The 11,613-nt window shown below is 67.6% G+C and carries 11 protein-coding genes and 2 tRNA genes; 5 read left to right on the forward strand and 8 right to left on the reverse strand.

Annotation, left to right across the window (positions count from 1 at the left end; genetic code table 11):
- Positions 1-383: DUF3515 domain-containing protein (locus A5663_RS21725; RefSeq protein WP_068153797.1), on the forward strand; the 383-nt coding region annotated here is incomplete at its 5' end.
- 7 nt (positions 384-390) lie between these two features.
- Here A5663_RS21725 and A5663_RS21730 read toward each other — a convergent pair.
- The 3 genes from A5663_RS21730 to A5663_RS21740 form a co-directional block, all read right to left on the reverse strand.
- Positions 391-1,494, reverse strand: a complete 1,104-nt coding sequence (locus A5663_RS21730; protein ID WP_068153798.1) for a D-alanine--D-alanine ligase family protein — start codon at positions 1,492-1,494, stop codon at positions 391-393.
- Between the two features lie 111 nt (positions 1,495-1,605).
- Entirely contained in the window at positions 1,606-2,709 is a 1,104-nt protein-coding gene (locus A5663_RS21735; protein ID WP_068153799.1) for a cystathionine gamma-lyase, read from the reverse strand.
- A gap of 3 nt (positions 2,710-2,712) precedes the next feature.
- Entirely contained in the window at positions 2,713-3,711 is a 999-nt protein-coding gene (locus A5663_RS21740) for an NAD(P)H-dependent glycerol-3-phosphate dehydrogenase (RefSeq protein ID WP_068153800.1), read from the reverse strand.
- A 44-nt stretch (positions 3,712-3,755) separates the two neighbouring features.
- On the opposite strand from A5663_RS21740, the gene cofC reads away from it, so the two are divergent.
- From cofC to A5663_RS21755, 3 genes are all read left to right on the forward strand, one after another.
- Positions 3,756-4,400, forward strand: coding sequence for a 2-phospho-L-lactate guanylyltransferase (gene cofC, locus A5663_RS21745; RefSeq protein WP_068153801.1), 645 nt, complete (start codon positions 3,756-3,758; stop codon positions 4,398-4,400).
- Between the two features lie 54 nt (positions 4,401-4,454).
- Positions 4,455-6,644, forward strand: coding sequence for an RNA degradosome polyphosphate kinase (locus A5663_RS21750; protein WP_068153802.1), 2,190 nt, complete (start codon positions 4,455-4,457; stop codon positions 6,642-6,644).
- Between the two features lie 69 nt (positions 6,645-6,713).
- The gene (locus A5663_RS21755; protein WP_068153803.1) at positions 6,714-7,640 is read left to right on the forward strand and encodes a bifunctional NUDIX hydrolase/histidine phosphatase family protein; all 927 of its coding nucleotides are present in this window, start codon (positions 6,714-6,716) and stop codon (positions 7,638-7,640) included.
- Between the two features lie 107 nt (positions 7,641-7,747).
- Here A5663_RS21755 and A5663_RS21760 read toward each other — a convergent pair whose 3' ends face one another.
- From A5663_RS21760 to leuC, 3 genes are all read right to left on the reverse strand, one after another.
- Positions 7,748-8,383: an HU family DNA-binding protein gene (locus tag A5663_RS21760; RefSeq protein WP_068153804.1), complete on the reverse strand. Its 636-nt coding sequence runs from the start codon at positions 8,381-8,383 to the stop codon at positions 7,748-7,750.
- Between the two features lie 172 nt (positions 8,384-8,555).
- Positions 8,556-9,170 carry a 3-isopropylmalate dehydratase small subunit gene (gene leuD / locus A5663_RS21765; protein WP_068153805.1) on the reverse strand — a complete coding sequence of 205 codons (615 nt, stop codon included), beginning with the start codon at positions 9,168-9,170 and terminating at the stop codon, positions 8,556-8,558.
- Between the two features lie 11 nt (positions 9,171-9,181).
- Complete coding sequence (gene leuC, locus A5663_RS21770; RefSeq protein ID WP_068153806.1) at positions 9,182-10,636, reverse strand: 3-isopropylmalate dehydratase large subunit; 1,455 nt, start codon at positions 10,634-10,636, stop codon at positions 9,182-9,184.
- Between the two features lie 38 nt (positions 10,637-10,674).
- On the opposite strand from leuC, the gene A5663_RS21775 reads away from it, so the two are divergent.
- Entirely contained in the window at positions 10,675-11,376 is a 702-nt protein-coding gene (locus A5663_RS21775; RefSeq protein WP_068153807.1) for an IclR family transcriptional regulator, read from the forward strand.
- A 10-nt stretch (positions 11,377-11,386) separates the two neighbouring features.
- Here the strand turns inward: A5663_RS21775 and A5663_RS21780 are convergent.
- Positions 11,387-11,459, reverse strand: a tRNA-Glu gene (locus A5663_RS21780).
- A 62-nt stretch (positions 11,460-11,521) separates the two neighbouring features.
- Positions 11,522-11,596: transfer RNA gene (locus A5663_RS21785), tRNA-Gln, on the reverse strand.
- Positions 11,597-11,613: the final 17 nt, after the last annotated feature.

The raw sequence follows: 11,613 nt of genomic DNA on the forward strand, positions 1-11,613 counted from the left end.
TGACCGCCGCACTACCCGACAAACTCGGCGACCTCGCCCGCGCCCAACTGGCCGAACCCGCTCCGCAAGGTGCTGCGGCGTGGCGGGCCGGTGGCGACGCCGAACCGGTCGTCCTGCGCTGCGGAGTGGACCGCCCCGCCGAGTTCGTCGTCGGGACACCGTTGCAGGGTGTCGACGACGTGCAGTGGTTCCGGGTGGGCGAGGCAGGCTCCGACGAGCTGCCCGCCGAACAACAGCGCAGCACCTGGTTTGCCGTCGACCGCGGCGTGTACGTCGCGCTGACGATGCCACCGGGTTCGGGGCCGACGGCTATCCAGCAGCTCTCCGCCGTCATCGCAAAGTCGTTGCCCGCCAAGCCCGTCGATCCGGCACCCGTCAGATGATGGGAAGTCAGCGCAGGCCGGTGCCCCGCTTGAGCGCGGTCTCGACCATGGTGGCCAACAAGGCCGGATAGTCAACGCCGCTGGCCGCCCACATCCGCGGATACATCGAGATCTTGGTGAACCCCGGCATGGTGTTGACCTCGTTGATGACCGGGCCGTCCTCGGTGAGGAAGAAGTCGACGCGGGCCAGTCCCTGGCAGTCGATCGCGTCGAAGGCCCGGATCGCCAACGCGCGCACGGTGTCGGCGACGTCGTCGTCGACCTTGGCGGGCACATCGAGTTCAGCGGCGTCCTCGAGGTACTTCGTCGCGAAATCGTAGAAACCGTCCTCGCGACCCCGCACACCGGCGACCCGGATCTCGCCGACCGTGCTCGCCTCCACGCGCCCGTCGGGGAACTCCAGCACACCGCACTCCAGTTCGCGGCCCGGCATCGCGGCTTCGACGATCACCTTCGGGTCGTGTCTGCGGGCTTGCTCGATCGCCGACGGCAACTGATCCCATGCCGTGACCCGGCTGACACCGATGGACGAGCCCCCGCGCGCGGGCTTGACGAAGACGGGCAGGCCGAGGCGCTCGCGGGCCTCGATGCTCAGCGTGCGCTGACGCGAGCGCAGCACCTCCTGGTCGCCGATCGGCAACCCGGCGGCGGACAGCAGCTTCTTGGTGAACTCCTTGTCCATCGCCGCAGCGCTGGCCAGCACGCCGGCCCCGACATAGGGGACCCCGGCGAGCTCCAGCAGACCCTGGATCGTGCCGTCTTCGCCGTACGGCCCGTGCAGCACCGGGAACACCACGTCGACCGCGGCCAGCAGTTCCCCGGCCGCCTCACCGAGCGACAGCAACTGCCCACGCCGGCCGGGATCGGCGGCCAATGCCAGCTCGGTGCCCGACGCGGCGGTGACCTCCGGCAGGCGGCCGTCGGTGATCGCGAGCGTGTCGGGGTCGGCGTCGGTCAGGATCCACGCCCCGTCGGGCGTGATGCCCACCGCGACGACGTCGAATCGCGCGGGGTCGAGGTTGCGCAGGATGCTGCCAGCCGAGACGCAGGAGATCGCGTGTTCCGGGCTGCGTCCGCCGTAGACCACAGCGACCCGGACGCGCCCCGGCATGCGGCCAGAGGCGGCCGGCCGGGCGGTTCCGGAGTCATTTGGGGCAGTCACAACCTGAAGACGCTACCGTCCGGCTCCGCAACGGGTCTTCCCATATCCGGCGCTGCGGTTTCAGCCCAGCGCCCGCTCGACATCGGCGATCAGGTCGTCGGTGTCCTCGATGCCCAGCGAGATTCGCGCGAAGCCTTCGGCGACCTCGTCGCCCCAGCGGGCGCGCCGGTCCACCGATGTGTGGATGCCGCCGAAGCTCGTCGCGGCGATCAGCAGTGCGCTGCGCTCGACCAGGGCGTGCACGGCCGCGGCGTCGGCCAGCTCGACGGCGATCAGACCGCCGAACCGCTTCATCTGCGAGCAGGCGATGCGATGGGACGGGTCGTCGGGCAGGCCGGGATACCGCACGCTGCGCACGGCCGGATGGGCGTTCAGCATCACCGCGAGCGCCGCCGCGTTGTGGCATTGCCGCTGGAATCGCAGCCCGGCCGTACCGAGGCTGCGCAGCAGCAGCCATGCCTCGAACGCGCCGAGGATGGCGCCCGACAGGAGCCGTTCGCGCGCCACTGCGGCCATCAGGTCGGAGTGACTGCCGGCGACGTAACCGGCGAGCAGGTCACTGTGGCCTGACAGGGCCTTGGTCGCGCTGGCCACGACGACGTCGGCACCCAGCGAAAGCGGTTGCTGACCGAGCGGGGTGGCGGTGGTGTTGTCGACGACGAGCGTTGCGCCGCGGCGCCGGCACTGCATCGCCAGCTGGTGCAGATCCACCACGTCCAACCCCGGATTGGCTGGACTCTCGGCGAGCACCACGTGGGCGTCGGCCGACGCCGCGCACATGTCGCGGCTGGGCGCCGCTATGACATGCACCCCTTGGGCGGCAAGGTATTCCGAGGCGTACCGGCGAACCTGGTAGTAGCCGTCGGCGGGGATGACGAGCGTGCTGCCGGGCTTGGCCAGCACTCGCAGCACCGACGAAATGGCCGCCATACCAGAGCCGAACGCCAACGCCTCGGTCGCGCCCTCGAGTCGGGCGAGCGCCGACTCCAACTGGCGCCAGTTCGGATTCGAGTTGCGGCCGTAGGCGTCCAGCGAATCGACCTGCTCGGGCGACAGGTGGAACGTGGCTGCCGGCACCGGTGACGGCGCCACCGGCCGGCCTGGAATCACCTCGGAGGCAACGGCTTTGACGCTGCGAGTGGAGTCACCGTACTGACCGTCCACCGGTCACTCCGGTTTGGTGGTGCGTCCGAGCAGCAGCACGACGGCCTCGTCGACCGACAATCCCTTGTGGCACACCCGGAAGACGGCGTCGGTGAGCGGCATCTCGACGTCGTAGCTTTCGGCAAGCGCCAGCACCGATTCGCACGATGCGACACCCTCGGCGACGTGGCCACCGGTCGCGCGCATCGCCGATTCCATCGTCCCGCCGCGACCGAGCCGCTCGCCGAAGCTGCGATTGCGCGAGTGCACCGATGTGCATGTCGCGATCAGGTCGCCCACCCCCGCCAGACCGGCGAGCGTGGCGGGCTTGGCGCCCAACGCAATTCCGAGCCGCATGATCTCGGCCAGGCCACGCGTGATGATGGCGGCCGCGGTGTTCTCCCCCAGCCCGGCTCCTGTCGCCATGCCGGACGCCAGCGCGATCACGTTCTTGCATGCGCCACCCACCTCCGCACCGATGACGTCGGCGTTGGTGTAGGGCCGGAAGTATCCGGTCGACAGCGCCCGCTGGAGCGCGACGGCACGCCCCGAGTCGCTGCACGCGACGACGGTGGCCGCCGGCTGCTCGTCGGCGATCTCACTGGCGAGGTTGGGACCGGTGACCACCGCGACCCGCGCCGGATCGGCGCCGGTGACCTGCACGATCACCTGGCTCATGCGCATGAGCGTGTCGAGTTCGATGCCCTTGGCCAGGCTGACCATGGTGACGTCGTCGCCGAGCAGGCCCGGCCACTGCTCCAGGTTGGTCCGCAACGTCTGGGCGGGCACGGCCAGCAACACCGTGCAGGCGCCGTCGAGTGCCTCGGCCGCATCGCTGGTGGCGCGGATCGTCTTCGGCAACTCGGCGTCACCGAGATACGACGAGTTGCGACCGGTGGCGTTGATCTCGTCGGCCAACTCGGGACGGCGTGCCCAGAGGCGAACCTCGTTGCCGGCATCGGCAAGGACCTTGGCCAATGCGCTGCCCCACGCACCGGCGCCCAATACCGCTGCCTCGACCACGCCATCAGCCTAGCCTGGAGCGGCCTGCTGGCAGGATGACGCACATGAGCGGGTCACCGGAAGCCGGCATCGGGTTGGTGATCGCGGTGAAACGGCTCGGCGCCGCCAAGACCCGCCTGGCACCGGTCTTTCCCGCGCCGCAGCGCGAGCGGTTGGTGCTGGCGATGCTGATCGACACGATCACGGCCGCGTCCGCGGTGCCCGCCGTGCACGCGATCACCGTCGTCACCCCCGACGACACTGCCGCCGGCGCCGCGGTCCGGCTCGGTGCGCGGGTGCTCGCCGACCCGACCCCCGACGGTCACCACGACCCGCTGAACAACGCGATCGCCGCCGCCGAGACTGAGGTTCGCCGTGAAACGCCCAATGTCGTTGTGCTGCAGGGTGACTTGCCGGCCCTGCAGCCGGACGAACTCGGCGCGGCGGTCGCGGCCGCCCGCGGTCACCAGCGCAGCTTCGTCGGGGACAGACACGGCACCGGTACCTCTGCTCTCTTCTCGTTCGGTGTCGGGTTGGACCCGCGCTTCGGCGCAGACTCCGCTCGGCGCCACCGGGATTCCGGTGCCATCGAGCTGACGGGAGCGTGGCCTGGGCTGCGGTGCGACATCGACACACCCGAGGACCTGTCGGTCGCACGACGCCTCGGAGTCGGCGCGGCGACCATGGCGGCGATCGACGCGAGCGGCTGAGCCGATCTGTTCGCGGTGGCACGATCCCCGGCGGATAAGGAATCATCTAGAAGCATGACGGAAACCGGGACCCACGTTCGTGACAGCGACGCCGACTCGGTGGCCGCGAGCGTCCGGCCGACCGCGGCAGACTCGGGCGACTCGGCGCCCGAGGCGCCCCCCGCAGCCACCTCACCCGCGATCGAAAACGCGCTTCCCGAAGACCGCTACCTCAACCGCGAACTGAGTTGGCTCGATTTCAACGCCCGCGTCCTGGCGCTCGCCGCCGACCCGTCGTTGCCGTTGCTGGAGCGGGCGAAATTCCTGGCGATCTTCGCGTCGAACCTCGACGAGTTCTACATGGTGCGGGTCGCGGGCCTGAAGCGGCGCGACGAGATGGGGTTGTCGGTGCGCTCGGCCGACGGCCTGTCGCCGCGCGAACAGCTGCGTCGCATCAACGAACGCACCCAGCACCTGGCCGATCGGCATGCGCACGTGTTCCTCGACGCCGTGCGCCCGGCCCTGGCCGACGAAGGCATCGTGATCGTCACGTGGGCCGAACTCGACGAGTCCGAACGCACGCGGTTGTCGACCTACTTCTACGAGCAGGTGTTCCCGGTGCTGACCCCGCTCGCGGTCGATCCGGCGCACCCGTTCCCGTTCGTCAGCGGGCTGAGCCTGAACCTGGCGATCACGGTGAAGCATCCCGATGACGGCGGCCAGCACTTCGCCCGGATCAAGGTGCCCGACAACGTCGATCGCTTCCTGGAACTCGGCCCGCCCGAAGGCGATTCACAGGTTGTGCGTTTCCTGCCCATGGAGGAGCTGATCGCGGCCTTTCTCACGGTCCTGTTCCCCGGCCTGGAAATCGTCGAGCACCATGCGTTCCGGATAACGCGCAACGCAGATTTCGAGGTCGAAGAGGACCGGGACGAAGACCTCCTGCAGGCGCTCGAACGCGAGTTGGCTCGCCGCCGGTTCGGTTCGCCGGTCCGGCTGGAGGTCTCCGACGACATGACCGAGAGCATGCTCGAGCTGCTGCTGCGCGAACTCGACGTCGCGCCGGGTGACGTCATCGAGGTTCCCGGACTGCTCGATCTGTCCTCGCTGTGGCAGGTCTACGATCTCGACCGCCCGGCGCTGAAGGACCGGCCGTTCGTGCCCGCCACCCCGCCGGCGTTCGGGGAACGCGAGACACCGAAGAGCATCTTCGCCACGCTGCGCGACGGCGACGTGCTCGTGCACCACCCGTACGACTCGTTCTCCACCACGGTGCAACGGTTCATCGAGCAGGCCGCCGCCGACCCGAACGTGTTGGCGATCAAACAGACGCTGTACCGCACCTCGGGTGACTCGCCAATCGTCAACGCGCTCATCGACGCTGCCGCGGCGGGCAAGCAGGTCGTTGCGCTGGTCGAGATCAAGGCCCGGTTCGACGAGCAGGCCAACATCAAGTGGGCCCGCGCGCTGGAGCGTGCGGGCGTGCATGTCGTCTACGGGCTCGTGGGCCTCAAGACCCACTGCAAGACGTGTCTGGTGGTCCGACGCGAAGGGTCGCTGATCCGCCGCTACTGCCATATCGGCACCGGCAACTACAACCCGAAAACCGCACGGCTGTACGAGGACATCGGCCTGCTGACCGCCGCGCCCGACATCGGCGCCGACCTCACCGACCTGTTCAACTCGCTCACGGGCTACTCCCGCAAGGATTCCTACCGCAATCTTCTGGTCGCTCCGCAGGGTGTCCGCAGGGGAATCATCGAGCGCATCGAACGCGAGATCGCCGCGGCCGGCGACGGTGCCGAGGGCCGGATCCGGCTGAAAGCCAACGCATTGGTCGACGAGCAGGTGATCGACGCCCTGTACCGCGCCTCCCAGGCGGGTGTGCGGGTCGAGGTGGTGGTCCGGGGTATCTGCGCGCTGCGCCCACATGCGCAGGGGTACTCCGACAACATCGTCGTCCGGTCGATTCTCGGCCGGTTCCTGGAGCATTCACGGATCATTCACTTCCGCGCCATCGACGAGTTCTGGATCGGTAGCGCCGACATGATGCATCGTAATCTCGACCGACGGGTCGAGGTGATGGCCGAAGTGAAGGATCCGAGGCTGAAAGCGCAACTGGACGACATCTTCGAGTCCGCGATGGACCCGGCCACCCGATGCTGGGAGTTGGGCGTGGACGGTAAGTGGACGGCGTCGCCGCACGAAGGCCAAACCGTCCGCGACCATCAGGTGTCGTTGATGGAACGCCGCCGGCAACCGTGACCGTCAGGACCGCGCTTGCCGTCCGGCGGCAAATGCCGTGGCTGCCCGGAATGATCTGCAGGAGTTGAGGTGCCGAAGCACAGTTCACAGACCGACCCTGCGTCGACGACGGTGCGAGCTGCCGGCGCGGTGTTGTGGCGGCCCGATTCGGACCCCGATTCACCCGAGATCGCGCTCATCCATCGCCCCCGCTACGACGACTGGTCGCTGCCCAAAGGCAAAGTCGACCCGGGCGAGACCGAACCCGTCACCGCGATCCGCGAAGTGCGAGAGGAGACCGGCTACACCGCGGTCCTCGGCAGGCGGCTGACTTCGGTGAGTTATCCGGTCGACAACGGCAAGAAGAAGAAGGTGCGCTACTGGGCGGCCCGTCAGAGCCACGGCGAGTTCCAGCCCAACGACGAGGTGGACGAGCTCAAGTGGCTACCGGTTTCCGCGGCGCTCAAGCAACTGGACTACCCGTATGACCGAAAGGTGTTGCGGCGCTTAATGAAGCACCCCGTCGACACCAAGACGGTGCTGATCGTGCGCCACGCGACCGCCGGGAGCAAGTCGCGTTTCAAAGGCGACGATCGCAAACGGCCGCTGGACAAGAACGGCCGGGCGCAGGCCGAGTCGCTCGTCGGAGTGCTGCTCGCGTTCGGTGCCGAGCACCTGTACGCCGCGGACCGTGTGCGGTGCGCGTCGACGCTGGAACCGTTGGCCGACGAACTCGGCACCGCGATCCACAGCGACGCGCTGCTGACCGAGGAAGCCTACGCCGAGAACCGCAAGGCGGCCCGGCAACGTTTCCTGGAGATCGCTGACATGCCAGGCACGCCCGCGATCTGCACGCAGGGCAAGGTGATCCCGGACCTGATCGAGTGGTGGTGTGCACGCGACGGCGTGCGGCCCGACAAGTCACGCAATCGCAAGGGCAGTACATGGGTGATGTCGCTGTCTCGCGGACGGCTGATCGCCGCCGACCACATCGACAGCCCACTGGCGCTCAAGTGACCACGCCCTGATGAATCCAAGTCAGGCGCCCGAAGACGTTGGGCGGGAGATGCTTTAGGCACAGAAACGCCGTGGGTCCCGATGACCCACGGCGTTTCCGTTGGAAACTACTTGCGGCCGCGCTTGGTAGCGGACTTCTTGGCCGGAGCCTTCTTCGCCGCGGTCTTCTTGGCGGCAGTCCGCTTGGTCGCGGCCTTCTTGGCCGGAGCCTTCTTCGCCGCGGACTTCTTGGCCGGCGCCTTCTTGGCGGCGGTCTTCTTCGCCGCTGTCCGCTTGGTCGCGGCCTTCTTGGCCGGCGCCTTCTTGGCGGCGGTCTTCTTCGCCGCCGTCCGCTTGGTCGCGGCCTTCTTGGCCGGAGCCTTCTTCGCCGCGGACTTCTTGGCGGGCGACTTCTTCGCGGCCTTGCGGGCGGTTCCTCCCGAGGTGACGCCTCTCTTCACTGCTGGTCCTTCCGCCGGGAGGCGCTGTGCCCCAGAGACAACGGCTTTGAACTGTGCGCCGGGCCGGAACGCCGGCACGGAGGTGGGCTTGACCCTCACGGTCTCGCCGGTGCGCGGGTTACGCGCGACGCGTGCTGCGCGGCGGCGCTGTTCGAAAACGCCGAAGCCGGTAATGGTGACGCTGTCACCCTTGTGAACCGCACGCACGATGGTGTCAACGACGTTCTCCACCGCGGCGGTAGCCGACCGACGATCCGAGCCCATTTTCTCCGTGAGTACGTCGATGAGCTCTGCTTTGTTCATGCATAACCTCCGGAAACCAGTGGCCCTCTTTGGACCGACTAGAGGACACGGTAAACCCATTCCCCATTGATTTCCAAGAGCCACGCGCAATTTCAGGCGTCGCCAGCGAACTTTCTTGCCCCCCTTGACGTCCTGAAGGCACCCCGGTGAACCGGGTCCGGCGGGGCGATTCCTACCCGCCGGCGGCTGTGCCCGCCGTCGGCTGAGTATGCGGCTTCCAGTCCGGCCTGCCCACTTCATACGCCTCGATTTGTTCGCATTTGCGCAGCGTAAGGCCTATATCGTCGAGTCCTTCGAGCAATCGCCAGGCGGTGTAATCGTCAATCCTGAACGGCACCATGACCGTTCCTGCGGTGATGGTCCGATCTTGAAGATTCACAGTGATTTCCATGCCTGGCTGCTCTTCTATGAGCTTCCATAAAATTTCGACATCATCTTGCGATATCTCTGCCGCCAGGAGGCCGGCCTTGCCCGCATTGCCCCGAAAGATATCGGCGAAGCGCGACGAGATGACGACCCGGAACCCGTAATCCATGAGCGCCCACACCGCATGTTCGCGCGACGACCCGGTGCCGAAATCGGGACCGGCGACCAAAACCGATCCCTTGTCGAACGGTGGCAGGTTCAACACGAATGACGGATCGTTGCGCCACGCGGCGAACAAGCCGTCCTCGAAACCTGTTCGGGTGACCCGCTTCAGGTAGACCGCCGGGATGATCTGGTCGGTGTCGACATTGGACCGACGCAGCGGGACGCCGATGCCGGTGTGGGTGTGGAAAGCCTGCATGGCTTGCGCTCCTATCGGATCAGGTCTGCGGGTGAGGACAGCGTGCCGCGGACCGCGGTCGCGGCGGCGACGGCCGGCGACACCAGATGGGTGCGGCCGCCCTTGCCTTGCCTGCCCTCGAAATTGCGGTTGGACGTCGACGCGCAACGCTGGCCCGGCGACAGTTGGTCGGGATTCATGCCCAGGCACATCGAACAGCCGGCCTGGCGCCACTCGGCCCCGGAAGCTTCGAATATGTCGCCGAGGCCTTCGGATTCGGCCTGTGCGCGCACGCGCATGGACCCGGGCACGACCAGCATCCGCACGCCGTCGGCCACCTTGCGGCCCTGCAGCACCTCGGCGACCACCCGCAGATCCTCGATCCGGCCGTTGGTGCACGAGCCGACGAAAACGGTGTCGACCGCGACGTCACGCATCGCCGTACCGGGCCGAAGGTCCATGTACGCCAACGCTTTTTCGGCCGCTTGGCGTTCACCGTCGTCGAACATCAACTCCGGGTCGGGCACGGAGTCGGACAGCGGAACTCCCTGTCCGGGGTTGGTACCCCAGGTGACGAACGGGCTCAGCGATGCGGCGTCGATGTAGACCTCGGTGTCGAATTCGGCGCCGTCGTCTGTGCGCAGCCGGCGCCATGCGGTGACCGCTTCATCCCACTGAGCACCTTGCGGCGCGTGCGGGCGTCCGCGCAGGAATTCGAAGGTGGTGTCGTCGGGTGCCACCATTCCGGCGCGCGCACCGGCCTCGATGCTCATGTTGCAGATCGTCATGCGGCCTTCCATCGACAGCGATTCGATGGCGCTGCCACGGTATTCGATGACGTGTCCCTGACCGCCGCCCGTGCCGATCTTCGCGATCACGGCGAGGATGATGTCTTTCGCGCTGACCCCGTCGGGAAGTTCACCGTCGACGTTGACCGCCATGGTCTTGAACGGACGCAACGGCAACGTCTGCGTTGCGAGCACGTGCTCGACCTCCGAGGTGCCGATGCCCATCGCCAGCGCGCCGAACGCGCCGTGCGTGGAGGTGTGGCTGTCGCCGCAGACGACGGTCATGCCCGGCTGCGTCAGGCCGAGCTGCGGTCCGATGATGTGCACGATGCCCTGTTCGGCGTCGCCCATCGGGTGCAGCCGGATGCCGAACTCTGCACAGTTGCGGCGCAGCGTCTCGACTTGCGTGCGCGAAACAGGGTCGGCGATCGGCTTGTCGATGTCGACGGTCGGCACATTGTGGTCTTCGGTGGCGATCGTCAGGTCGGGTCGGCGCACCGGCCGGCCGGCCAACCGCAACCCGTCGAAGGCCTGCGGACTGGTCACCTCGTGCACGAGGTGCAGGTCGATGTAGATCAGATCGGGTTCGCGCGCAGCGCCCTCACCGCCACCCTCGACGACGACGTGATCGGCCCACACCTTCTCGGCCATCGTGCGGGGCCGCTCGGCCCGCGCGGTGCTCGAATCTTCGGACGACATCTTGACTATCTCACAATCTGGGAAGTTAGTATCTCCTTGTGAGACAGGATAGCGGCATCGGCGTCTTGGACAAAGCCGTGTGCGTCCTGCACGCAGTGGCGGAGTCGCCGTGCGGGCTCGCCGAACTGTGCGAACGGACGGGTCTACCCCGCGCCACCGCACACCGCCTGGCCGCTGGGCTGGAGACCCACCGTCTTCTCACCCGCAACGGTGACGGCCGCTGGCGACTCGGTCCCGCCCTGACCGAACTGGCCGGCCAGGTCAACGATCCGCTCGTGGCCGCGGGCGCGGTGGTGTTGCCCCGGTTGCGGGAGATCACCGGTGAGAGCGTGCAGCTTTACCGCCGCGAGGGCTCTGCCCGGATCTGTGTGGCCGCACTGGAACCGCCGGCCGGGTTGCGCGACACCGTGCCGGTCGGCAGCCGGTTGCCCATGACGGCCGGTTCGGGCGCCAAGGTGCTGCTGGCGTACGCGGACGCCGCAACGCAACAGGCGGTGCTGCCAACGGCTAAGTTCACCGAGCGCACCCTCGCCGAGGTGCGCAAGCGCGGCTGGGCGCAGAGCGCCGCGGAACGCGAAGCCGGGGTGGCGAGTGTCTCTGCACCGGTACGAGACGGACGGGGAACGGTCATCGCCGCCGTTTCGGTGTCGGGCCCGATCGACCGGATGGGCCGCAGGCCGGGCGCGCGCTGGGCGGCGGATTTGTTGGCCGCCGCCGACGCACTGACTCGCCGACTTTGAGGAAGATTTGTACCCCCGATGGGATTCGAACCCACGCTACCGCCGTGAGAGGGCGGCGTCCTAGGCCGCTAGACGACGGGGGCTAGAACTGGTTTCCGGATGGCCAGCATATCTCAGCGAGAATTGCCGGCCTAATCACGGTCAGTGGCTGGGGTACCAGGACTCGAACCTAGAATGGCTGAACCAGAATCAGCTGTGTTGCCAATTACACCATACCCCACTGGCACCCATAACCGC

The sequence above is a fragment of the Mycobacterium sp. E740 genome, from assembly GCF_001672895.1.
Taxonomy (GTDB): Bacteria; Actinomycetota; Actinomycetes; order Mycobacteriales; family Mycobacteriaceae; genus Mycobacterium.